General features: G+C 69.5%; 23 protein-coding genes. 12 read left to right on the forward strand and 11 right to left on the reverse strand.

Annotated features, from left to right (window positions below; translation table 11 throughout):
• The first annotated feature begins 198 nt into the window (after positions 1–198).
• Complete coding sequence (locus B7K22_RS12005) at positions 199–882, forward strand: head GIN domain-containing protein (RefSeq protein ID WP_159448729.1); 684 nt, start codon at positions 199–201, stop codon at positions 880–882.
• A gap of 39 nt (positions 883–921) precedes the next feature.
• Here B7K22_RS12005 and B7K22_RS02800 read toward each other — a convergent pair whose 3' ends face one another.
• From B7K22_RS02800 to B7K22_RS02810, 3 genes are all read right to left on the reverse strand, one after another.
• Complete coding sequence (locus B7K22_RS02800) at positions 922–1,764, reverse strand: D-alanyl-D-alanine carboxypeptidase family protein (RefSeq protein WP_159448730.1); 843 nt, start codon at positions 1,762–1,764, stop codon at positions 922–924.
• A 154-nt stretch (positions 1,765–1,918) separates the two neighbouring features.
• Positions 1,919–2,947, reverse strand: a complete 1,029-nt coding sequence (locus B7K22_RS02805) for a hemolysin family protein (RefSeq protein WP_234983283.1) — start codon at positions 2,945–2,947, stop codon at positions 1,919–1,921.
• Complete coding sequence (locus B7K22_RS02810; RefSeq protein WP_084039694.1) at positions 2,944–4,251, reverse strand: hemolysin family protein; 1,308 nt, start codon at positions 4,249–4,251, stop codon at positions 2,944–2,946. Before B7K22_RS02810 ends, B7K22_RS02805 begins: the two co-directional genes overlap by 4 nt.
• 104 nt (positions 4,252–4,355) lie before the next feature.
• On the opposite strand from B7K22_RS02810, the gene B7K22_RS02815 reads away from it, so the two are divergent.
• From B7K22_RS02815 to B7K22_RS02840, 6 genes are all read left to right on the forward strand, one after another.
• Positions 4,356–5,258 carry an ATP-binding cassette domain-containing protein gene (locus tag B7K22_RS02815; RefSeq protein ID WP_084038250.1) on the forward strand — a complete coding sequence of 301 codons (903 nt, stop codon included), beginning with the start codon at positions 4,356–4,358 and terminating at the stop codon, positions 5,256–5,258.
• Positions 5,255–6,061 carry an ABC transporter permease gene (locus tag B7K22_RS02820; RefSeq protein ID WP_084038251.1) on the forward strand — a complete coding sequence of 269 codons (807 nt, stop codon included), beginning with the start codon at positions 5,255–5,257 and terminating at the stop codon, positions 6,059–6,061. Before B7K22_RS02815 ends, B7K22_RS02820 begins: the two co-directional genes overlap by 4 nt.
• A gap of 196 nt (positions 6,062–6,257) precedes the next feature.
• Positions 6,258–10,013, forward strand: a complete 3,756-nt coding sequence (locus B7K22_RS02825; protein WP_371327665.1) for a multifunctional oxoglutarate decarboxylase/oxoglutarate dehydrogenase thiamine pyrophosphate-binding subunit/dihydrolipoyllysine-residue succinyltransferase subunit — start codon at positions 6,258–6,260, stop codon at positions 10,011–10,013.
• The gene (locus B7K22_RS02830) at positions 10,010–10,609 is read left to right on the forward strand and encodes a GDSL-type esterase/lipase family protein (RefSeq protein ID WP_084038253.1); all 600 of its coding nucleotides are present in this window, start codon (positions 10,010–10,012) and stop codon (positions 10,607–10,609) included. The genes B7K22_RS02825 and B7K22_RS02830 overlap by 4 nt, the downstream gene beginning before the upstream one ends.
• A 38-nt stretch (positions 10,610–10,647) precedes the next feature.
• On the forward strand, positions 10,648–10,971 hold the full coding sequence (locus tag B7K22_RS02835) for a helix-turn-helix transcriptional regulator (protein ID WP_084038254.1): 324 nt from the start codon (positions 10,648–10,650) through the stop codon (positions 10,969–10,971).
• Between the two features lie 68 nt (positions 10,972–11,039).
• Positions 11,040–11,966 carry an arsenate reductase ArsC gene (locus B7K22_RS02840; RefSeq protein WP_234983285.1) on the forward strand — a complete coding sequence of 309 codons (927 nt, stop codon included), beginning with the start codon at positions 11,040–11,042 and terminating at the stop codon, positions 11,964–11,966.
• Here the strand turns inward: B7K22_RS02840 and B7K22_RS12450 are convergent.
• Complete coding sequence (locus tag B7K22_RS12450; RefSeq protein WP_371327666.1) at positions 11,915–12,427, reverse strand: helix-turn-helix domain-containing protein; 513 nt, start codon at positions 12,425–12,427, stop codon at positions 11,915–11,917. The two genes, B7K22_RS02840 and B7K22_RS12450, sit on opposite strands and share 52 nt — an antisense overlap.
• Here B7K22_RS12450 and B7K22_RS12315 point away from each other — a divergent pair.
• On the forward strand, positions 12,341–12,652 hold the full coding sequence (locus B7K22_RS12315; protein ID WP_234983286.1) for a hypothetical protein: 312 nt from the start codon (positions 12,341–12,343) through the stop codon (positions 12,650–12,652). The two genes, B7K22_RS12450 and B7K22_RS12315, sit on opposite strands and share 87 nt — an antisense overlap.
• Here B7K22_RS12315 and pstB read toward each other — a convergent pair.
• The 5 genes from pstB to B7K22_RS02870 all read right to left on the reverse strand — a co-directional run bounded on the left by pstB (position 12,628) and on the right by B7K22_RS02870 (position 17,840).
• On the reverse strand, positions 12,628–13,383 hold the full coding sequence (pstB, locus tag B7K22_RS02850; RefSeq protein ID WP_200807397.1) for a phosphate ABC transporter ATP-binding protein PstB: 756 nt from the start codon (positions 13,381–13,383) through the stop codon (positions 12,628–12,630). The two genes, B7K22_RS12315 and pstB, sit on opposite strands and share 25 nt — an antisense overlap.
• Positions 13,384–13,493: 110 nt before the next feature.
• On the reverse strand, positions 13,494–14,393 hold the full coding sequence (pstA, locus tag B7K22_RS02855) for a phosphate ABC transporter permease PstA (protein WP_084038257.1): 900 nt from the start codon (positions 14,391–14,393) through the stop codon (positions 13,494–13,496).
• A 5-nt stretch (positions 14,394–14,398) separates the two neighbouring features.
• Positions 14,399–15,337, reverse strand: a complete 939-nt coding sequence (gene pstC / locus B7K22_RS02860) for a phosphate ABC transporter permease subunit PstC (protein WP_234983287.1) — start codon at positions 15,335–15,337, stop codon at positions 14,399–14,401.
• Between the two features lie 73 nt (positions 15,338–15,410).
• Positions 15,411–16,403 carry a PstS family phosphate ABC transporter substrate-binding protein gene (locus B7K22_RS02865; protein WP_234983288.1) on the reverse strand — a complete coding sequence of 331 codons (993 nt, stop codon included), beginning with the start codon at positions 16,401–16,403 and terminating at the stop codon, positions 15,411–15,413.
• A 348-nt stretch (positions 16,404–16,751) separates the two neighbouring features.
• A complete protein-coding gene (locus B7K22_RS02870) occupies positions 16,752–17,840 on the reverse strand; it encodes a type IV pilus twitching motility protein PilT (protein WP_084038258.1) in 1,089 nt (362 codons plus the stop codon).
• A 131-nt stretch (positions 17,841–17,971) separates the two neighbouring features.
• On the opposite strand from B7K22_RS02870, the gene B7K22_RS12455 reads away from it, so the two are divergent.
• Positions 17,972–18,046 (forward strand): 50S ribosomal protein bL37, encoded by a 75-nt coding sequence (locus B7K22_RS12455; protein ID WP_371327667.1) that lies wholly within the window; start codon positions 17,972–17,974, stop codon positions 18,044–18,046.
• 92 nt (positions 18,047–18,138) lie between these two features.
• On the opposite strand, the gene rsrA is transcribed toward B7K22_RS12455, so the two are convergent.
• Positions 18,139–18,375 carry a mycothiol system anti-sigma-R factor gene (gene rsrA / locus B7K22_RS02875; RefSeq protein ID WP_159448731.1) on the reverse strand — a complete coding sequence of 79 codons (237 nt, stop codon included), beginning with the start codon at positions 18,373–18,375 and terminating at the stop codon, positions 18,139–18,141.
• Entirely contained in the window at positions 18,356–18,970 is a 615-nt protein-coding gene (locus B7K22_RS02880) for a sigma-70 family RNA polymerase sigma factor (RefSeq protein WP_234983289.1), read from the reverse strand. Before B7K22_RS02880 ends, rsrA begins: the two co-directional genes overlap by 20 nt.
• 221 nt (positions 18,971–19,191) lie before the next feature.
• On the opposite strand from B7K22_RS02880, the gene B7K22_RS02885 reads away from it, so the two are divergent.
• The 3 genes from B7K22_RS02885 to rsgA are packed head-to-tail and all read left to right on the forward strand — an operon-like array spanning position 19,192 to position 22,063.
• Positions 19,192–19,710, forward strand: coding sequence for a hypothetical protein (locus B7K22_RS02885; protein ID WP_084038261.1), 519 nt, complete (start codon positions 19,192–19,194; stop codon positions 19,708–19,710).
• Positions 19,707–21,044, forward strand: a complete 1,338-nt coding sequence (gene aroA / locus B7K22_RS12185) for a 3-phosphoshikimate 1-carboxyvinyltransferase (protein WP_200807355.1) — start codon at positions 19,707–19,709, stop codon at positions 21,042–21,044. Before B7K22_RS02885 ends, aroA begins: the two co-directional genes overlap by 4 nt.
• Complete coding sequence (gene rsgA, locus B7K22_RS02890; protein ID WP_200807356.1) at positions 21,041–22,063, forward strand: ribosome small subunit-dependent GTPase A; 1,023 nt, start codon at positions 21,041–21,043, stop codon at positions 22,061–22,063. Before aroA ends, rsgA begins: the two co-directional genes overlap by 4 nt.
• Positions 22,064–22,146: the final 83 nt, after the last annotated feature.

Here is a 22,146-nt window from a genome sequence, read left to right on the forward strand (position 1 = left end):
CCACGCCCGACGCCGTCCGGGCTCAGGGGAACTCCGGATCCGCTCCCCCGCACGGGTGATGGCTCTCCCCCTCCGCTGACTGCGCGACGGCCCTCGCATGGCCGATGCGGGGGTGGAGGGGCGGCGGCTAGCCTCGGCCACGCAACGATCGCGCAGGCGCCGTCGCCCACGCGACCAGGATCCGACCGAGGAGCAACCATGCCCGCCTTCCCCACACGCGCCCACAGTCGAGCCCTCGTCGCCGTCATCGCCGTGGCGGCACTCGCCGGCTGCTCGTTCTCGGCGCCCGACCTTGACGGCGTCACGGCTGTCGAGGAACGCACGGTCGACGCGTTCAATCGCATCGAGGTCAATGGGTCAGGCGACGTCGACATCACGGTCGGCGGCGGGCGCTCGGTGACCGTGACCGGCGACACCGCCCTGCTGGAGGGCGTCCGTGCGAGCGTCTCGGACGGCGTGCTGGCGCTCGATGGTCCCGACGGAGCGTGGGGCTGGACAGACGGTGCAGTGCACTACGCGATCACGGTGCCGGACCTCGCCGGCCTGGAGCTCTCTGGCTCCGGCGACGTCATGGTCGACGGGCTGAACTCGAGCGCGTTCGGGATCGAGCTCACGGGCTCCGGCAGCGTAAAGGTCGACGGCGTCACCGACGAACTGCACATCGCGCTCGATGGAGCGGGACTCACCGATGCCGCCATGCTCAGGGCTCGACACGCGACCGTCGACCTGTCGGGGTCAGGGGACGTCACCGTCAATGCGGACACGACTCTCGATGTCGAGATCTCCGGGGCTGGCGACGTCACGTACCTCGGCTCGCCTCAGGTGTCCGCGGACACGAGCGGGTCAGGAGTCGTCCGCGCGGCAGACCGCGACGAGTCGTGACGGCCCGGCGTGCGGCCGGACTCCCCGGATCGCGGGGCGTCAGTCGCTGCTGCGGTAGACGTCGCCCGCGCTCCAGTAGCCGGACTCGTAGACGCCCATGCGGTCGGTGCCGGGGAGGTACTCCCAGTGCCACGGCTCCCACTTGGAGGACTTCGCCCAGCCGGGGTTCACCCAGCCCCAGGTGCGCCCGTTCTCCTCGAGCCACGCCTTGGTCGCGCCGCGCGAGTCCCCTCGGCACAGGTCGATGGCCAGTCCCCACCCGTGCACCGACTTGCCTGGAGTCGCCGCGAGCCAGCCGCGGCTCGCCTTGGTCGCGTACTGGCCCGACAGGGTGCGGTACGAGTCGGACAGGCAGATGTCGCGTCCGAACTCCTCCTTGAAGCGGGCGTTGAGCTCGGCGAACGCGACTGCAGCGTCATTGCGCAGCTGCTCGCCGCCGCCGATGGAGCACAGCGAGTCCTCGGTGAGACGACCGTTCCTCCCCTCCCAGCCGAGCGACGGGTCGCAGTCCGGCAGGTTGGAGCTCACCGTGAACGTCTGTGAGGCCGCGAGCGCCGCAGAGGCCGAGTCCGGGTCAGGCAGCGGCAGGTCCGACTCCAGGAGCTGAGGGCCATCGCCCAGCAGCGCACGGGCGGTCGAGGGCGCCTCGGCCTCGGCGACGCCGGGCAGGTCCTCGACGGCACCCGCGTAGGGAGCGAGCGTCCCCATCACGGGGTAGACGACCATCGCGAGAGCGAAGCCTGCGAGGACTCCGGAGCGGGTGAGGACCTTGCGACGACGATGCGTGGTGCGGACCTGGATCTCCTGGGTCTGCAGCTGACGACGGTGCTTGCGCGAACCGTGCGCATGTGCCTGCGCGTGCGCGTCAGCAGCCGTGCTCACACGAGCCTCCAAAGACCATCTGTTTGCCATCGACGTCGGGGCCTCAGCCGCCGACCTTGGGTGCGAGTGTAACCAAATGGTAACGACGGCCTCAACTCCGAGACCGACCTGGTGTGTCGAATTGCACACCGCCCCGGTCTGGGGCCGCGACCGCTCAGTCGTGAGCCATCTCGTCGCGCACCTCTCCGACGAGCTCCTCGAGGATGTCCTCGAGGAACACGAGCCCGAGCACGTCGCCGCCGCTCTCCACGCTCGCCAGGTGTGCGCCCGATCGGCGCATGAGCGCCATGACGGTCTCGATCTCGTCGTCCGGCCCGATGACAGGGAGCTCGCGCACCCGCCAGTCCTGGATGGGCTCCTCCCGCTCCCCTGGGCGGGCGAACAGAGTGTCCTTCACGTGCAGATACCCGACGTAGCGCTCGCCGTCGCTCACCGGCAGGCGGGAGTAGCCGCTCGAGACGACCGCGCGCTCGAAGTCATCGACGCTCACCCCGGCCGGCACGCCCATCACGGCGTCGACCCCGACCATGACGTCGGCCGCGGTGTGGTCGGAGAACTCGATCGCACCCGTCAGCAGCCCTGCCGGGTCGGAGAGCGTCCCCTCCTCGCTCGAGCGCTCGACGATGGAGTGGACCTCGTCCGCCGTGAAGGCGCTGGTGACCTCGTCGCGCGGTTCGATCCCCACCATGCGCAGCAGCATGTTGGCGATCCAGTTGAGCGCGCCGATGATCGGCCGCAGCACGCGCGCGATCCACACGAGCGGAGGGCCGAACACCAGTGCCGCGCGGTCGGGGCTCGACACGGCCGCGTTCTTGGGCACCATCTCGCCCACGACCACGTGGAGCCCCACCACGATGGTCAGCGCGATCGCCACCGCCACCACGTGCGAGGCTCCCTCGGGAAGGCCGAGCTCGTGCAGGGGTCCCTCGAGCGCGTGGGCGATCGCCGGCTCGGCGACCACGCCGAGCGAGACCGAGCACACCGTGATCCCCAGCTGCGCGCAGGCGAGCATGAGGGACACGTTCTCCATGGCCCACAGGACCGTCCTGGCGGCTCTGGATCCAGCCTCCGCCCGAGGCTCGATGGCGCTGCGCCGCGCGGAGATGACGGCGAACTCCGCTCCCACGAAGAACGCGTTCGCCAGCAGCAGGCCGACGACTGTCAGCACCATCCCCGCGCTCACCTGTCGACCTCCGCGTCCTCGGCGAGCGGCGTGAGGCGGACGCGGTCGATGCGCCGCCCGTCCATGCGCTCGACCCTGATGACCGCGTCGGCGCACTCCACCTCGTCGCCCACCTCGGCGACGCGTGCCAGCTGCGCCATGACGAACCCGGCGACGGTCTCGTACGCCCGCGACTCAGGGATGGTGAGCCCAGCGACCTCGTCGACCTCGTCCGGCCTCAGGTCGCCCGGCACCACCCACGCACCGCCCGGTGCCTGGTGCAGCCCCGCGCGGCGCCGGTCGTGCTCGTCGGCGACCTCGCCCACCAGCTCCTCGACCACGTCCTCGAGAGTGACGAGGCCAGCGGTGCCCCCGTACTCGTCGATCACGACCGCGCACTGCGGGCCGAGAGCGCGCAGCTCCACCAGCAGCGGGCGCATCTGCATGGTCTCGGGGATGCGCGGCGCCTCGACCATCAGCTCGGTCACCAGCGTCTCCCCGCGCTCGTGGAACGGCACCGCGATCGCGGCGCGCAGGTGGACCATGCCCACCACGTCGTCGACGCCCTCGCCCAGGACGGGGAAGCGCGAGTGGCCCGAGGCGCGGGCGATCGCCATGACGTCCGCCGCGACCGCGTCACGGGGAAGCGTCTGCATGCGCGTGCGATCGGTCATCACGTCGATCGCAGTCAGCGAGTCGAGCTCGATGGTGTTCTTGAGCAGCAGCGCGGTCGACGGCGCGAGCGTGCCCGCCTCCGCGCTGCGCCGCACCAGGGCGGCGAGCTCCTGCGGCGAGCGGCCGCCAGCAAGCTCCTCGCGAGGCTCGATGCCCATCACCCTCAGGATCGCGTTCGCGCTGCGGTTGAGGCTCACGATCAGCGGCTTGAGCGCCGCCGTGAACCACAGCATCGACGGCGTGACCAGGCGCGCGGTGCGCTCGGGGTCGGCGAGCGCAGCGTTCTTGGGCACCAGCTCGCCCACGATCATCGAGAACGCATTGACGAGCACCAGCGAGAGCGCCCCGGCGACGCCGGCCACAGCGCCGCGAGCGAGCGGCGTCGACGCCAACGGGATCTCCAACAGCTCCACGAGCGCTGGCTGCGCGGTGTATCCCAACAGGATGGTGGTGAGCGTGATGCCCACCTGCGCCCCCGAGAGCTGCGTCGAGAGTCGGCCCAGCGCACGGCGCACACGGCGGCCCTTGCGGTCGGAGTCGTCGACGTGCGCGGGATCGAGCGCGACGAGCGAGAACTCTGCGGCGACGAAGATGGCGGTGCCGACCGTGAGAATCACGCCGAGCCCCACCAGCAGCCACTCGGTGGTCATGACGAATGCTCGGTGGTCATGACGGATGACTGTCAGCGTCCATGGTGTCGCCAGCATACTCAGCGGCCGATAGGGTCGGCGAGGTGCCGAACACAAGGAGCAGCATGGAACGTCGAGCCATCGAGGTGGCGGCCCTGACCAAGCGCTACGGGGGCGTCACCGCCGTCGGCGATCTGTCGTTCACCGCCCAGCCGGGCCGGGTCACGGGCTTCCTGGGACCCAATGGCGCCGGCAAGTCGACCACCCTGCGCATCCTCGTCGGCCTCGTCGCGGCAACGGCGGGCTCGGCGACCATCGGAGGCGCGCCGTACACGCGTCACGATCGCCCCGGCGCGGTCGTGGGCGCCCACTTCGAGGGCGCGTTCCACCCCGGCAGGACGGCGCGGCAGCATCTGCGCGCGTACGCCCCGCTCGTGGGACAGGACGATGCGCGCGTGGACACGGTGCTCGACGCCGTCGGCATGACAGGTGCTGCGGACAGGCGCGTGGGCGGGTACTCGCTCGGCATGCGTCAGCGGCTCGGCCTTGCCACCGCCCTGCTGGGCGACCCGAGCGTGCTCGTCCTCGACGAGTCGGCCAACGGTCTCGATCCCGCGGGCATCAAGTGGCTCCGCTCGTTCCTGCGCGCCTTCGCCGACGGCGGCGGCACGGTGCTGCTCAGCTCGCACCTGTTGAGCGAGGTCGAGCAGACCGTCGACGACGTCGTGGTCATCGCAAAGGGGACGCTGCGTCACCAGTCGACGCTCGCCGAGCTGCGTGCGTTGGCGCAGCCCGCGGTGCGGCTCGTGAGCCCCAACGCGGAGGGCCTCGCAGAGTTCGCGCGCACCCGCTTCCCCGACGCGCACACGGCCGTTCGCGTCGGAGAGGCGGAGATCCGTGGCGCGAGCGCGTCACAGGTGGGCGCCGCGGCGTTCGCCGACGGCCTCGAGGTCCACGGCCTGAGCGAGGGCGGCGAGAGCCTCGAGACCGTGTTCCTGCGACTGACCGGAGAGGAGGCTGTCGCATGAGCGCTGTGATCATCTCCGAGATCCGCAAGGTCAGCTCCACGAGGCTGTGGTGGATCCTCCTGCTGTGCATGGCCGTCGGCGTCGCGTTCATGACCGGGACGTTCGCCTTCACGCTGGCCTTCGCCGACCAGCTGGGAGGAGCCGATGCGCAGGCGGCTCCGGCGGACCCGCTCGCGACCGCGCGGACCATCTATGGGCTTCCGGTGTCGTTCGGATACGTGTTCCCGGTGATCCTCGGCGCTCTCATGGTCACGAGCGAGTTCCGCCACCGCACCATCGACACCACGCTCCTGCTCGAGCCCAGTCGGCTGAAGGTGATCGCCGCCAAGACGCTCGCGGTCGTGCCGTTCGCCGTCGTGTACGCGGTCACCGCCATGGTGGTCGGGGTCGGCGTGGGCGCCGGGCTGCTCGCGCTCGCCGGTGACCCCACGATGCTCGACGCGACGGGGGTGCAGCGATCCATCGCGATGGGCGCCCTCGCGCTCGTCGTGTGGGCGATCGTGGGCGTGGGATTCGGATGCGCGATCACCAACCAGGTGATCGTGATCGTCGCGCTGCTGTGCTGGACCCAGCTGGTCGAACCCATCCTGCGGGTGGCATTCGCGTTCGTCGAGCCGCTCCAGGGCGTCGCGAAGTTCCTTCCGGGTGCGGCGGGCGACGCGATGGTGGGAGGCAGCTTCTACACGGCCACCGGCGGCGGCGACCTGCTCGCGCCGTGGGCCGGCATGGCCGTGCTGTTGGGCTACGCCGTCGTCGCGGCGCTGATCGGCTGGCTCGTCACGTTCAGGCGCGATATCTCATAACGATTTCCCCAAGGACGGGGCACGCGGTACCGGGCTCGCACGTTTAGGCTGAACAATGTTGAGCACCACACCGTTGTCCCCCGACGCCCTGAGCGCCAAGAAAGCGAGCGTCCCCGACGTGTCCACCGACACCAGCGCGCCAGACACTGACCGCACCACCGTCTCCAGAAGCGCCGGGGCACCATCCGTCGCTTCGCTGATCCTCGGCGCCGGAGCCGCGGACACCCCCCGGACCCCCGCGCACGAGAGCGCTGGCAGCCCCGCGAGCGCATCGGCTCCGGCGCAGGCGAGCCCCGCGCAGGAGAGCACGTCCGAGGCACCTCCCGCCCCCGCGAGCTCCAGTGCCGACCCGACCACCGCATCGGCCCCAGCGGCCCCCACGCCCACGCCCGTGGCCTCCCACCCCTCCGCCCCCGCCAGCGCATCGGCCCCGGCGATGCCGGCCGCCGCGGCCTCAGCCCCCACCCCTCCCGCCGACCCCGAGGTGGACGGCGAGTCGACGGCGACGCAGCCCATCGCGACCGCGCAGGCCCCCACCGCCGCCTACCTCCAGAGCCACGACCACCAGATGCTCTACGCCAAGGACGTCAAGCACGGCGTCGAGCGCCTGCGCGGTCCCGCTGCGCGCGTGGTCACCAACATGGAGGCCAGCCTCGCCGTGCCGACCGCGACGTCGGTGCGCACCATTCCTGCCAAGCTGCTGATGGACAACCGCACCGTCATCAACAACCACCTGTCGCGCACGCGCGGTGGCAAGGTGAGCTTCACCCACCTCATCGGCTACGCGATCGTGGAGTCGCTCACCGAGCTGCCCGCGATGAACGTCGCGTACACCCAGGACGAGGGCAAGCCGGCGATCGTCACTCCCGAGCACGTAAACTTCGGCCTCGCGATCGACCTCGACAAGGGCGACGGCGTCCGCCAGCTGCTGGTGCCGAACGTCAAGGACGCCGACCGCATGGACTTCGCGCGGTTCTGGGCGTCGTACGAGGACATCGTGCGCAAGGCTCGCACCGGCGCCCTGCAGGCCACGGACTTCCAGGGCACCACCATCACCCTGACCAACCCCGGCACCATCGGCACCGTGCACTCCGTGCCGCGCCTCATGGAGGGCCAGGGCGCGATCATCGGCGTCGGCTCGATGGACTACCCCGCCGAGTATCAGGGAGCCTCCGAGGAGACCATCGCCCGGCTGGGCATCTCCAAGGTGATGACCCTCACGTCTACCTACGACCACCGCGTCATCCAGGGCGCGCAGTCCGGCGAGTTCCTCGCGCTCGTGCACAAGAAGCTGCTGGGCCTCGATGGGTTCTGGGACCGCGTGTTCGTGGCCCTGCGCGTGCCCTACGAGCCCGTGCGCTGGGTCCAGGACTCCGCGACCAACGAGGAGGCCGAGGCCGCGAAGCCCGCGCGGATCGCGGAGCTCATCCACGCCTACCGCTCGCGCGGCCACCTCATGGCCGACGTCGACCCGCTGTCAACTCGCCTGCGCAAGCACCCCGACCTCGACGTCCAGACGCATGGACTCACCCTGTGGGACCTCGACCGCTACTACGCCACGGGCGAGTTCGGCGGTCAGGACCGCTGGAAGATGCGCGAGGTGCTGGGCCGCCTGCGCGACGCGTACTGCCGCACCGTGGGCGTCGAGTACATGCACATCGCGGATCGCGCGCAGCGGGCATGGCTGCAGGAGCGGCTCGAGAAGAGCTACACCAAGCCCACCCGCGAGGAGCATCTGCGAGTCCTGCGCCGGCTCAACGCCGCCGAGGCGTTCGAGGCCTTCCTGCAGACCAAGTACGTCGGTCAGAAGCGCTTCTCCCTCGAGGGTGGCGAGTCCCTCATCCCGCTGCTCGACGCGATGATGAGCTCCGCGGCCGTCGCCGGCATCCAGGAGGTGTGCATCGGCATGGCGCACCGCGGCCGCCTCAACGTGCTCGCCAACCTGGCGGGCAAGTCGTACTCGCAGATCTTCTCCGAGTTCGACGGCACCGCCGTTCCCGGCTCGGTGCAGGGCTCGGGCGACGTCAAGTACCACCTCGGCACCGAGGGAACCTTCACGGCGGAGACCGGCGAGACCACCAACGTCTACCTCGCGGCGAACCCGTCGCACCTCGAGGCGGTCAACCCCGTGCTCGAGGGCATCGTGCGCGCCAAGCTCGACCAGCTGGGCGCTGACCCGGCCACCGACGGCTTCCCCGTGCTGCCGGTGCTGATCCACGGCGACGCGGCCTTCGCCGGCCAGGGCGTCGTCATGGAGACGCTGAACATGGCCGGGCTGCGCGGGTTCACCACTGGCGGCACGGTCCACGTCATCATCAACAACCAGGTGGGCTTCACGACCGGCCCCGGCGACTCGCGGTCGACGCGCTACTGCACGGACATCGCCAAGGGCTACCAGATCCCCATCTTCCACGTGAACGGCGACGACCCGGAGGCGTGCGTGCGCGCCGCTCGCCTCGCGTTCGAGTACCGCGAGGCCTTCGGCCGCGACGTGATCGTCGACATGGTCTGCTACCGGCGCCGGGGTCACAATGAGGGCGACGACCCCTCGATGACGCAGCCGCGCATGTACGACCTCATCGAGGCCAAGCGCTCCGTCCGCCACCTCTACACGGAGGCGCTCATCCGCCGCGGCGACATCACCGAGGCCGAGGCCGAGGCCGTCTCGCAGGACTACCTCGCCCAGCTCGAGCGGGTGTTCATCGAGACCCGCGAGGGCTTCTCCGGCACGGATGGCGAGTCCATCCAGGGTCTCGAGCTGCCCTCGTCGCAGTCGTCCGACGCCGGCGTCATGGTCGGATGGCAGACGGCCGCGACGGCCGCGCAGATCGAGCGGGTGGGCCGCGCCCACGTGCGCCCTCCGCAGGGCTTCGCCGTGCATCCCAAGCTCGAGAAGCTCCTCGAGCGCCGCGAGGCCATGACCAGGGACGGCGGCATCGATTGGGGCTACGGCGAGGTGCTCGCCTTCGGGACGCTGCTGCAGGAGGGCGTCCCGATCCGCATGTCGGGCCAGGACTCCCGCCGCGGCACATTCGTTCAGCGCCATGCCGTCTTCCACGACCGCGCGACCGGAGCCGAATGGGCGCCGCTGCGCTACCTCAGCGGCGACCAGGCACCCCTGCACATCTACGACTCCTCGCTGTCGGAGTACGCCGTGCTCGGCTTCGAGTACGGCTACTCGGTCGAGCGGCCCGATGCGCTCACGCTGTGGGAGGCGCAGTTCGGCGACTTCGTCAACGGCGCGCAGACCATCATCGACGAGTTCATCTCCTCCGCCGAGCAGAAGTGGGGACAGTCGTCGTCCGTCGTGCTGCTGCTGCCGCACGGCTTCGAGGGCCAGGGACCCGACCACTCGTCCGCCCGTGTCGAGCGGTTCCTCCAGCTGTGCGCGGAGGACAACATGATCGCGGCCATGCCGTCGACGCCGGCGAGCTACTTCCACCTGCTGCGTCGCCAGGCGTACGACCGCCCGCGCCGTCCGCTGATCGTCTTCACGCCCAAGTCGATGCTGCGCCTGCGCGCGGCTCAGTCGGACGTGGAGGACTTCACGAGCGGCACCTTCCGGCCCGCCATCGGCGACACCACCGTCGACCCGGCGGACGTGGAGCGAGTGCTGCTGTGCGCGGGCAAGGTCTACTACGACCTCGTTGCGCAGCGCGACAGGTCCGGTGACAGGTCCACGGCGATCGTGCGACTCGAGCAGCTCTATCCGCTCGACCGCGACTCCATCCAGGAGGCGCTCGCGCCGTTCGGCGACGCGCCTCTCACGTGGGTCCAGGAGGAGCCGCGCAACCAGGGTGCATGGACGTACCTCGCGCACGCCCTGCCGCGCGTGGTCGAGCGCGAGGTGGTGGGCGTCACACGGACGGCGTCCGCCTCGCCGGCCTCGGGACTGTCCTCTCGCCACAAGGACGAGCAGGAGGACCTGGTGACGAGGGCATTCGCGCGATGAGGAACGTGTTCTTCGTGGGCGACGAGCTGGTCGCCGGTCACGGAGACCCCAAGGCCCTCGGGTGGGCCGGACGGGTGGTCGCGCGCACCCTGCCCGTGGGACCCGACCTGCGCTTCCACACCCTCGCGGTGCCCGGCGAGACCACCGGCGAGCTCGCGAGCCGCTGGGACGACGAGGCGCTGCGCCGGCGCGGCGCGGAGGACGATGGCTCGGGTCCGGACTACGTGCTGTTCGCGATCGGACGCCACGACGTGTCCCGAGGCGTCTCCCCCACCATGACCCGGCTGCACCTGGCCAACACGCTCGATCGCGCATCGGCGCTGGGCATGAACGCGATGGTGGTCGGGCCACCGCCCATCGCGGTGGAGGACCGCCGCGCGCTCGCCGAGTACGCGGCACTCTGCGAGGAGGCTGCAGCCCGCCGCGACGTGCCCTACGTGGACATGTACGGCCCGCTCGTGCGTCACGACCAGTGGGCGACCGACATGGACACTGGCGGCGGCGCGCTCCCGCTCCAGGCCGGCTACGGCCTCATGGCGTGGCTCGTTCTCCACTCGCAGTGGCACTCCTGGCTCGGACTGCCCGAGCAGGACTAGGCGCCTTGCCGGGCCAGGACTTTCGATAGACTGGCGCGGTGTCCGCCACCGAACGCCACGCTCAATCAGGTGTCCCGCTGCCCACGTTGTCGACGGCCGATGCGACCGAGCGCGCCCGCGGCTTCGCCGCGATCGCGCATCCCACGCGCCTGCGCATCCTGAGCATCATCATGGGCACTTCCGGCGGACAGGCAACCATTGGCCAGCTCGCCGATGCCCTTGGCGTGAGCCAACCCACCATCACTCATCACGTCGCTCGCATGGTGGATGGCGGGGTGGCCGTCCGGGCGCCCGAAGGCCGGCAGGTGTGGGTTTCCGTGGCCCCCGAGCGCCAAAGCGCCGTCGAGGACCTGCTGCGGTAGCCGCCATGGCAACGCTCCCACCTACGCCGGCGGGCCACGGCCGGCCGTTGTCCGTCGAGGACGCGATCATGCGTGCCGCACAGTTGGACGCTCTGTCGGACCCTGACTGCATCAAGGTCCTCGTCGCACTTGCCAGCAGCCCGGTGCCGCTGCCGACCGTCGAAGTCGCCGTCGCGGTCTCCGCCGAGGTCACACGCACCTCACGCGCGCTCGACCGGCTCGTGGAGACAGGGCTCGTGACGCCGCATCGCGGACCCGCTTCGGTCGCGAACGCCGCTCCCGGTGTCGTCCTCACTGCGGACGCCTGGTTGAGGTTCGGCTCGCTGCTGGTCGACACCAGCGCACGTCCCCAGCCCGACGCCGCGACGCCCCAACGTATCTCCCGCATGGCCGAGCAGCTCTACGAACGTCATAGTGCGCACTTCTCGCTTCCTACTGTGCGCGGGTATGTCGAGGAGAGTTACGCGCTCCTCGCTGAGAGGGCGATGGTGACGACCTACCTCCCGACGCTCGTCTACCGGTTTGCCGAGGATCGCCTCGCAGCGCTTGCACGCGCCGAGGGTCGCACCCCCTCTCGCACGCCCGAGGTGCTCTTCGTGTGCGTGCACAATGCGGCGCGATCACAGATGGCCGCGGCGATGCTGCGTCACCGTGCCGGGAGGTCCGTGCTGGTGCGTACTGCAGGCTCCCGGCCAGCCAGCCGGATCAGTCCCGTGGTGATCGAGGCGCTCGATGAGATCGGCGTGCCGGTTGCGCATGAGTTTCCCAAGCCCCTCACCGACGAGGTGGTGCGCGCCTCGGATGTCGTGGTGACGATGGGGTGCGGAGAGGCGTGTCCGGTCTACAGCGGACGCCGCTACGTCGCTTGGGAGCTCGATGACCCGCTCGTCCTACCCATGGACGGGGTGCGGCGCGTGCGCGACGAGATCTCGACGCACATCGGTCAACTGCTCGAGGACCTCGACTCCGTTCCAGTGTCCTCGATGACCACGTAGCCGACACCCCGCACGGTCTCGATGGGACTAGGGGCGTCCGGAACGGCAGCGGTGAGCGCCTCGCGCAGCCGTCCGATGGCAACCCGCACATGCGCAGCCCCGTCGGTCACGTTCCGCGGGGCGCACTCGCTTGCGAGCTCCTGCGAGCCAACCACTCGCGGGAAGGCGTCGACGAGGTACGTGAGCACGTCGAGGTGGAAGGGCGCAAGCCTCACTTGGCGCCCGCGCCAGACTGCGCCGTGTGCAACCACGCTTACTTCGAGCGCGCCGACGCGACGAGCCGGTGTCGGCACTGCAGCCCGAGTCCTCACCCGCGCCACGCTGTCCCGCAGGCGGCGAGGGCTCGCGGGAAGCGCCAGGGTTCCTTCGGGCACGTGAGCGTCGACACGGCCGCGAGTCCCGAGGATGACGGGCACGTGCGCAAGCTCGGTCGCGATCGTGACGAGATCGTCGACCACCATGTCGCCGATGTCGGGGCCGACGAGCAGCGCCGCGATCGGTTCTCCCCGCCCAAGCGCGACGAGCGCGGCGACCGCGTTGTCGGCAACCTCGACGACCACACCTTCCCGAAAGAAGTCCAGGTGACGTCCGCGGAGCTCGCGGCGAGCGTCCAACCCCACCGCGAGAACGGTCGCGGGCCACGTGGCGATTGCCGTAGCTGTCATCCGAACCTCCCGCTGATGTAGTCCTCCGTTCGCTTGTCGACCGGTGACTCGAAGATCTGCGCCGTGTCTCCGAACTCGACAAGGACGCCCGTCCGATCGCCCGTGACTTCGTGGGCCTCCGCGGTGAAGAACGCCGTCTTGTCGGCCACCCGGGCCGCTTGCTGCATGTTGTGAGTGACGATGACGATGGTGTAGTCCGAGCGCAGCTCGTGCATGAGATCCTCGATGCGTAGGGTCGCGATCGGGTCGAGCGCCGAGCACGGCTCATCCATGAGGATGACCTCGGGGCGCACTGCGATGGTGCGTGCGATGCACAGACGCTGCTGCTGGCCTCCGGACAGCCCGAAGGCAGACTGCTTGAGTTTGTCCTTCACCTCATCCCACAGCGCCGCCTTCGTCAGCGCCTCTTCCACGAGGTCGTCCATCGAGTCGACCTTGAAGCCATTGACCCGGGGACCGTAGGCGATGTTGTCGTAGATGGACTTCGGGAACGGGTTGGGCTTCTGGAAGACCATGCCGATGCGGCGGCGCACCTCGATGGCGTCGACGTCCGAATGGTAGATGTCCTCGCCGTGGTAGCTGATCGTGCCTTCGACGCGCGCACCCTCGATGAGGTCGTTCATGCGGTTGAAGGACCTGAGCACGGTCGACTTCCCACAACCGGACGGGCCGATGAGTGCGGTGATCTCGTTGTCTCCGCATCCGAAGTTGACGTCGTGCACGGCGAGGAAGTCGTCGTAGAAGATGCTCACCGAGTCGCAGTCGAGGACGGGTGGGCGGTACTCCCGCGCGGCTTCGAAGGTGTCGGCGCGGGCCGCCGCCTCGGTGGTGTCGATGGGGTTCACCGATGGCCTCTCTATTCTCACCAGCGCTGCTGGTATCGGTTGCGGATGGCGATCGCCAGAGCGTTCATCGCGAGCAGCATGACAAGCAGGAGCACACTTGCCGCAGCCGCCAGCTCGTGGAAGCCCTCTTGCGGTCGCCCGGTCCAGTTGAAGATCTGGATCGGCATGGTGGTGTAGCCGCTCATGAGGCCGTTCGGGTCGAAGCTGAGGAACACGAGACCACCCAGCAGGAGCAGCGGGGCCGCTTCGCCCAGCGCGCGGGAGAGCGCCAAGATCGAGCCGGTGGCGATGCCGGGGACGGCCCCGGGCAACGTGTTCCGCAGCACCGTCTGGAGTGGCGTCGCCCCGACGGCGAGCGATCCCTGACGAATCTCCTCCGGTACCGCGCGCAAGGACTCCCGCGTCGCGATGATGACGACAGGGAGGATCAGCATCGACAGCGCTAGCGCACCCACCCACACCATGTTCTTGTTGGTGACGCCGAACAGCCCGAGTGCGGCCAGCGTGAGCATTCCGTAGATCACCGCCGGTATGGCGGCGAGGTTCTGCACGTTGACCTCGATGAAGCGGTTGAACCAGTTGTTTCGGTCCGCGAACTCCTCGAGATGGATCGCTGCGGCGACACCCAGCGGGATCGTCATGAACGCTGTGGTGCCTATCACCCACAGTGAACCGAGGATCGCCGGCCGGGCGCCAGCATCCTCGGGGTTCGACGCTGGGTACTCCGTGAAGAGCCGCGAGTCAAGCCGGTTCCAGCCGTCGATGATCGTGGTGACGATCAGCACGGCGAGGAAGACGAGCGCGAACACGATGCTGAGCCACAGCACGACCAGAAACGCGATGGAGCTGGCGCTTGTCTCCCCTCCCTTGGCCCGACCTCGAATGGTGCGCTCGATCGTTCCCTGAACTGTCCTCATGGGTATCAGTACGCCTCTCGAAACTTGCGGACGATCGCGATGCTGATGACGTTGATCAGGAGCGTCAGGAGGAACAGCAGCAGTCCTACGGCAAACAAGGTGTTGTACTCGAGAGATCCCACACGGGAGTCGCCGAGCGCGGCGTTCGCGATGAAGCCGGTCATTGTTTGGCCCGCTTCCAGCGGTCCCTCGACGATGCGCGCCTGCTGCCCTGCGGCGAGAGCCACAATCATCGTCTCTCCAACCGCACGGGAGATGCCCAGCACTACAGCGGCGATGATGCCCGACAACGCGGCTGGAAAGATTACCTTCACTGCCGTCTGGCGGCGATTGGCGCCGAGAGCGGCCGAGCCCTGTCTCAGGCTGTTCGGCACGGCGGACATCGCGTCCTCGCTGATCGACGCGATCGTCGGGATGATCATGATGCCCATCACGAAGCCGGCCGACAGGACCGAGAACGAACCCGTGTCAAGGTCGAACCAGTCGCGCAGCACCGTCGCCTGGATGAACTGCACGGCAAAGTAGCCGTAGACCACGGTCGGGATTCCCGCGAGCACCTCGAGCACAGGCTTGAGCACTTTCCGGGTGCGCCGATGTGCGAACTCGGACATGAAGACCGCGGCGCCGAGTCCCAGCGGGATCGCGAAGAACAGCGCGATCGCCGTGGTCCAAGCTGTAGCCGTGATGAGCGGCACGACTCCGAACGATGCATCGGCGAATCGAGGTGCCCAGCGAGTGCCGAAGAGGAACTCGTTGACCGGCACCTCCGAGAAGAACTCGATCGAAGGAATCAGCAGTGCCAGGACGATGCCGACCGTGATCACGATCGTCAGGGCGGCGGCGATGCGGAAGATGGTGCGAACTGCGAGGTCCCCTGGCCGACGCCGCTGGCGCAGGTCTGGCCGGTCTGGGCGAGCAGTCTGCGTGGTCATGGTGGTGCTCACGAGGGGCCGCGCCCTCCTCCCGAGGATCGGTCTGGCGGCAGCCCTGCACGAGGCTGCCGCCAGACGTGGCGAATCAGCCGACCAGCGATGCGAGCTCGGTCTGGGCCGTCTCGATCTGCTCGTCAGTCAGGGGGACGAACAGCGCCTCGGTCGCAATGTCCACGGCGGAGCCAACGTAGTAGTCGATGAAGTCCTGGAGCTCAGGCTTCTCCGCGTAGTTGGCGTTGTTGACGTAGATGAAGAGCGGGCGACCCAGCGGCGTGTAGGAACCGTCCTGGACGGTCTCGGTCGACGGGAAGACGCAGCCCTCGCCGCCGTCAACCTCGACGCCCTTGATGATGTCGGGGTTCTCCTCGAGGTAGCTCAGGCCGAAGTAGCCCAGCGCGCCCAGCTCTCCCGAGACACCCTGGATCGTCACATTGTCGTCTTCCGACGGGCTGTAGTCCGTCCGGCTCGCGCCTTCCTCGCCGTTGATCACGTCGGTGAAGTAATCGAAGGTGCCCGAGTCGGTACCCGCGCCGTACAAAGTGAGCGGCTCGTCCGGGAACGAGGGGTCGACGTCGCTCCACGACATGACTTGGCCCTCAGACTCGGGCGCCCAGATGGTGTTGATCTGCTCGACCGACAGGCACTGCGCCCAGTCGTTCTCAGGATTCACGACGACGGAGAGACCGTCGTTCGCGATGACGATCTCGGTGAACTCGACGCCCGCGGCCGCGCAAGTCTCCGCCTCCTCGTCCTTGATCGGTCGCGATGCGTTGGAGATGTCAGTCTCGTCGGCGCAGAACGTCGCGAAGCCACCGCCGGTGCCCGACGTCGCGACAGTGACCTGGACGCCTGGCTCGACGTCCCGGTAGAAGTCAGCGGCCGCCTCGGTGAGGGGCGAGACAGTCGACGACCCGTCGGCGGCGATCGTGCCGCTGAGGCCCGATCCCTCGCCGCCTGCGGCGCTGGTGCCGTCACTGGCCTCGTCCGCGCTGGACTGGCCACCGCAAGCGGCCAGGGTCATGACGACCGCCGCAGCGAGAGCTGCCCCGGGAACGATCTTCTTGGTGCTGATGGTCACTCTCGGTCCTTTCGTCGGCGCAACTCGCGCCGCGGATGGGATTCATGCCGGCAAGTCGCCGGCCTCGACCGATAGTAGTTTCTCTATATGAACGGGCGATGAACCGTCGGTGTACAACGCCTGATTTATAGGCGTTTCTCGATGATTGCTGTGCGCGCCCGGGCAACGTCGCCCATGCGTCCGCAGCGGCCCCTGCGCGAGCCGTCGACGTCCCTCGGGCAAGTTCCGCGCGCGGACCTGCTGTGCGCACATCTGCGCCGCACCGCGCTCGGCGGGGGGCAAGTCGGGCGCCCGCGACCGCCGCACCGCGCAGCTCGCCGCGCCCGCGTTGGAGAGCGCCGGTCGGCGTTAGACGATGACGCCCGCGTTGCGCAGGCTCACGAGCAGGTCGTGCGGACGGGAGGCGATCGCGACGGCGTCGTCGACCGACACCTGGTCGTCCTGCACCAGCTGGAACAGGTGCTGATCGAACGTCTGCATCTTGTAGTACTCGCCCTCGGCGATGAGGTCCAGGATGGGCGGCTGGCTGGTCGGGTCCACGATCGCCTCCTGGATGCGACCGTGGTTGACCATGATCTCCGCCGCGAGCGTGCGACCCGTGCCGTCGCCCTTGCGCACCAGGCGCTGCGACACGATGCCGCGCAGGGTCTGGGACAGGGTCGCGCGCACCTGGCTCTGCTCGTGCGGCGTGAAGAAGTCGATGATGCGGTTGATCGTGTCCTGCGCGTCCACGGTGTGGAGCGTCGCGAGCACCAGGTGGCCCGTCTCGGCGGCGGACAGCGCGGCGCGCACGGTCTCGATGTCGCGCATCTCGCCGACCATGATGACGTCGGGGTCCTGGCGCATGGCGCCGCGCAGCGCATTGGTGAAGTCCAGCGTGTCGGAGCGCACCTCGCGCTGCGAGATGATCGCCTTCTTGTCGGCGTGAAGGACCTCGATCGGGTCCTCGATGGTGATGATGTTGACCTCGCGGTAGGTGTTGATGAGGTCGATCATCGACGCCAGCGTGGTGGTCTTCCCCGAGCCCGTGGGGCCGGTGACGAGCACCAGTCCGCGCGGCTCGAGCGCGAGGTCGGCGATGACGGGCGGCAGCCCCAGCTCCTCCATGGGAGTCGCGCCCACCGCGACGCGGCGGAACACCAGGCAGTCGGTCCCGCGCGCCACATAGGCGTTGACGCGGAAGCGACCCACGCCCGACAGCGAGAAGGCGAAGTCAGCCTCATGCGTGTCGCGGAACTGCGCGACCAGGTCCTCGGGGAGCACCTGCGCGACCATGTTGCGCGTGTCCGCAGGCGTCAGCGGCGGCACCTGCAGCTTGCGCAGGCGGCCGTCCACGCGCACGCGGGGCGCGGAGCCCACCTTGCAGTGCAGGTCGGAGCCACCCGTGCTCGCGAGCGCGTGCAGGAACGGGATGACGGAAACTGGCTGGTCGCTCACGGAACCTCCATCGGCACGTCACAGTTCGATCTTGAGGGAGCGTAGTACCCCGTGCGCGTGCCCGGAGAGCAAGTGTGGGAAGATAGACAGTCGTCGATTCGTCAGCACCCGCGTGAGAAAGGGGGATCCGGATGAGCAAGCGAGGCCGCAAGCGCAAGGCGCGCGCCAAGGGCGGAGCCAACCACGGCAAGCGTCCCAACGCCTGAGCGCACGTACGTCGAGGCCGCATCGGAGCTCTCCGATGCGGCCTTCGTCGTGTCTGGGACCGGGCGCGACACGCAGGTGAGCGCCCTCGCCATCAGTCGTGTGCGCTGCGGATCGACGCGAGGATGCGCTCGCGCAGCTCCTCGGGCGCCGTCTCGCCGCCGGTGCGCGACGTCAGGTTCTTGATGCGTTCCTTGATCTTGTGCTCTGCCTCGCATGGCGGGCACGTCTTCAGGTGATCGCCGATGCGGCGAAGCTCGTCCTGAGGCAGTTCGTCGTCGATGTACTCGAACAGTCGATCGAGGGCCTCCTCACACTCCCTTCCGGGCATGGCACACCTCCCCACTGTCCTTCGTTGCTGCCTGGCGCTTGTCGTAGACGCCGCGGTCGGCCGCATAATCTCGTAGCTTCTCGCGAAGCAGCTTCCGTCCCCGGTGCAATCGCGACATGACCGTCCCCACCGGGGTGTCCATGATCTCGGCGATCTCCTTGTAGGCGAACCCCTCGACATCGGACAGATAGACGGCCATGCGGAAGTCATCGGGCAGCTCGGCGAGGGCCTGCTTGACCTCGTCGTCGCCGATGGTCTCGAGCGCCTCCTGCTCGGCGGACGCGAGTCCCGAGCTGGTGTGCTCGGCTGCGGCGGCGATCTGCCAGTCCTCCACCTGCTCCGCGTCGGAGAGCTTGGGCTGGCGCTGCTTCTTGCGATACGTGTTGATGAAGGCGTTGGTCTGGATCCGGTACAGCCACGCCTTCAGGTTGGTGCCAGGCTTGAACTTGTCCTGGGCCGCGAACGCCTTCGAGTAGGTCTCCTGGACGAGGTCCTCGGCATCGGCCCGGTGACGCGTCATCCTGAGCGCGGCCGCGAACAACTGATCCATGTAGGACAGCGCCTCGGTCTCGAAGTCCAGCTGAGCGTCGGTCATGACGGGCGATCCTACTGCAGTGCTCACCCTGTCCCCGCGCGAGTCAGCGCGCACGGGGCGCGTCGCAGTGCCATTCATGCCGGTCACAACGCGGGCGACGGGGACCCCATTCCCGACTTCGGCGGGTGTGGTGGGTGACGTTCGTCACGCCGCGCGGCCGGGCTGCAGGCCGATGCGCGCTCCCCTGTGCGAGTCGACCGCCGCTTGGTAGCGTAGGAGGCATGTTCCGACACCTCGCCAGGCCCCTGCTCGCCACGTGGTTCGTGTATGGCGGCGTCCAGTCCGTCCTCGAGCCAGAGAAGCGCGCCGAGCGCGCCGCGCCGGTGGTCGAGCCGCTCCTCAAGGAGGCCGGGCTGGAGGACGTGAGGACCACGGACCTCGTGAAGGCGCACGGCGTCGCGACCGTTGCCGCCGCGGCCGTGCTCGCGCTGTCGCGCACGCCACGCACCGCCGGCCTGGTCCTCGCCGGCCTCACGGCCGCCACCGTCGCGGCCGGGCGACCGTTCTGGCTCGAGCAGGACGAGGTCAGGCGGGAGGAGCAGATGGAGTTGTTCCTCAAGAACGTCTCGCTGCTGGGCGGCACGCTGCTCGCGGCAACCGCGGGGCACAGCCCCCGGCGCAAGGCCCGTGCCAAGGCGCTGAAGGCCAAGGAGCAGGCCAAGGCGGAGGCCAAGAAGGGCGCAGCCGTCGTGAAGAGCGAGGCCCGCCACGCCAAGCGTGCCGTGAAGAAGCGCACTTGAGCGTCACTGCGACGCACCCGCTCGGCACCGGCCCAGGCGAGGCCTGGCCGGCCCCCGTCGCCTCGGGTCCCCTTGACGCCACCGTCGAGGTCCCGGGCTCGAAGTCGCTCACCAATCGCTTCCTGGTGCTCGCGGCGCTCGCCGACTCCCCCGTCACGGTCAAGGGCGGACTGCGCTCGCGCGACAGCGCGCTGATGATCGCCGCGCTGCGTGGACTGGGCATCGAGATCGACGACGCAGGGGCCGAGTGGAAGGTCACGCCCGGTCGCGTGCGGGGCGGCTCGCACGTGGACTGCGGCCTGGCTGGCACGGTCATGCGCTTTGTCCCGCCGCTCGTGCTGCTCGCCGACGGCCCTGTCAGCTTCGACGGTGACGAGGGCGCGCGGGTCCGTCCGATGGGTCCCCTGCTGGACGCCTTGCGGGCGCTCGGCGCGCGCGTCGAGGACGAGGGCCGCGGCACGCTGCCGTTCACCGTGACGCCGCCGCCGTCCATCCCGACCGAGGTCGACGTCGACTCCTCGGCGAGCTCGCAGTTCGTCACCGGTCTGCTGCTCGTCGCCCCACGGCTGCCAGGCGGCCTCACCGTGCGGCACACCGGCGAGGTGCTGCCCAGCCTGCCCCACATCGACATGACCTGCGAGACGCTGAGGGCGGCGGGAGCACGCATCGACCAGCCCGACGAGCGCACCTGGGTGGTGCACCCAGGACCGATCGCGCTCGGTGACGTGCGCGTCGAGCCCGACCTGTCGAACGCGGGCCCGTTCATCGCCGCGCCGCTGGTCGCGGGCGGCACCGTCCGCATCCCCGGCTGGCCCTCGCGCACCACTCAACCTGGCGCTCTGTTCCCTCAGATCCTCGAGAGGATGGGCGCCACGTGCACGCTCGACGGTGGTGTGCTCACGGTGACGGCACCTGGAATCCTGTCCGCAGACGTCGCGGACGGCGCCCTGGTCGGGATCGACGCGGACCTGTCGCCGGCGGGCGAGATCACCCCCACCATCGCCGCGCTCTGCGCGCTCGCAGACTCCCCGAGCGTGCTGAGCGGCATCGGCCACCTGCGGGGCCACGAGACGGACAGGCTTGCGGCGATCTCCACGGAGGTCGACCGCGTGGGCGGGCGCTGCCTCGCCGGCGACGACTCCCTGACGTTCGACGGGATGCCGCCCACGGGCCTCAAAGCCGCCGCGATGGAGACGTATCACGACCATCGCATGGCGACCTTCGCCGCGGTCATCGGCCTCGCCGTGCCGGGCATCGACGTGCTCAACGTCGGCACGACGGCGAAGACCATGCCGGACTTCCCCGACATGTGGAAGGCGATGCTCGGCGCGTGAGGCGCGAATACGACGAGTCGGACGCGCGGGTGCGGCCCAACCGGCGCGGTTCGAGGCCACGCTCCAAGCGCCGTCCCGCGCACGAGGACGCGGTCCCAGGCACCATCGTCGGCGTCGATCGGGGCCGCCTCACGGTGCACCTCGACGACGGCGCGGCGACCGAGATCATCGCGGTGAAGGCGCGTGAGCTCGGTCGGCGCGGCCTGGTGGTCGGCGATCGGGTCGCGCTCGTGGGAGATGTGTCCGGCGCCGACGGGTCGCTCGCGCGCATCGTGCGCCGCGAGGAGCGCGCGACCGAGCTGCGCCGCACCGCGGACGACGCCGATCCCACGGAGCGCGTGGTCGTCGCGAACGCGCAGCAGCTGGGCATCGTGACCGCTCTCGCGGACCCCGAGCCCAACCCACGCATGATCGATCGATGCCTCGTGGCCGCCTTCGATGCCGGCATGGATGCGCTGCTGATCCTCACCAAGGCGGATCTCGCGAGCGCCGATGCGCTGGCGGCGGCGTATGCGCCGCTGGGCGTGGAGGTGGTCACCACGACCATGCGGCGTGACGGCGACGAGCGCACGATCGAGGGGCTCGACGACGTCCGGGACCGGCTCGTCGGTCGCACCACGGTGCTCGTGGGGTACTCGGGCGTGGGCAAGTCGACGCTCGTGAACGCCCTCGTGCCGGACGCGGGACGCGCGACCGGCGTGGTGAACGACGTCACGGGCCGCGGGCGCCACACCTCCACCTCGGCCGTGGCGCTCGAGCTGCCTGGCGGGGGTCGCATCATCGACACGCCGGGGGTACGGACCTTCGGGCTCGCCCACGTAAACCCCGACCACTTCATCGCTGCCTTCCCCGACGTCGCCGAGGCCGCGGCCGAGCGATGCCCGCGTGGCTGCACGCACGAGTCCGCGGAGGCCGGCTGCGAGCTGGACGCGTGGGCCACGGGGGACGCTGACCGCGAGGCGCGCGTGGACTCGATCCGCCGGCTGCTCACGAGCCGCGCGCAGGCCGAGAGCTACTGAACCGCCCGGACGAACTGTCCCGCTCACCCAGCGCGCGCATCGGCCCTGCGCGACATGTGGCGCAGCACCCTCCTGCGCCCACG

The organism is Demequina sp. NBRC 110053 (assembly GCF_002090095.1).
Taxonomy (GTDB): domain Bacteria; phylum Actinomycetota; class Actinomycetes; order Actinomycetales; family Demequinaceae; genus Demequina.

Bases quoted from the DNA above. Each gene is read 5' to 3' on its own strand.
- pstA (WP_084038257.1), bottom strand. From the start codon at position 14,393: ATGAGGACAGTTCAGGGAACGATCGAGCGCACCATTCGAGGTCGGGCC.
- B7K22_RS02830 (WP_084038253.1), top strand. From the start codon at position 10,010: ATGAGGAACGTGTTCTTCGTGGGCGACGAGCTGGTCGCCGGTCACGGA.
- B7K22_RS12005 (WP_159448729.1), top strand. From the start codon at position 199: ATGCCCGCCTTCCCCACACGCGCCCACAGTCGAGCCCTCGTCGCCGTC.
- B7K22_RS02840 (WP_234983285.1), top strand. From the start codon at position 11,040: ATGCGTGCCGCACAGTTGGACGCTCTGTCGGACCCTGACTGCATCAAG.
- B7K22_RS02815 (WP_084038250.1), top strand. From the start codon at position 4,356: ATGGAACGTCGAGCCATCGAGGTGGCGGCCCTGACCAAGCGCTACGGG.
- B7K22_RS12450 (WP_371327666.1), bottom strand. From the start codon at position 12,427: ATGGTGGTCGACGATCTCGTCACGATCGCGACCGAGCTTGCGCACGTG.
- B7K22_RS02880 (WP_234983289.1), bottom strand. From the start codon at position 18,970: ATGACCGACGCTCAGCTGGACTTCGAGACCGAGGCGCTGTCCTACATG.
- B7K22_RS02820 (WP_084038251.1), top strand. From the start codon at position 5,255: ATGAGCGCTGTGATCATCTCCGAGATCCGCAAGGTCAGCTCCACGAGG.
- rsrA (WP_159448731.1), bottom strand. From the start codon at position 18,375: ATGCCCGGAAGGGAGTGTGAGGAGGCCCTCGATCGACTGTTCGAGTAC.
- B7K22_RS02810 (WP_084039694.1), bottom strand. From the start codon at position 4,251: ATGACCACCGAGTGGCTGCTGGTGGGGCTCGGCGTGATTCTCACGGTC.
- B7K22_RS02885 (WP_084038261.1), top strand. From the start codon at position 19,192: ATGTTCCGACACCTCGCCAGGCCCCTGCTCGCCACGTGGTTCGTGTAT.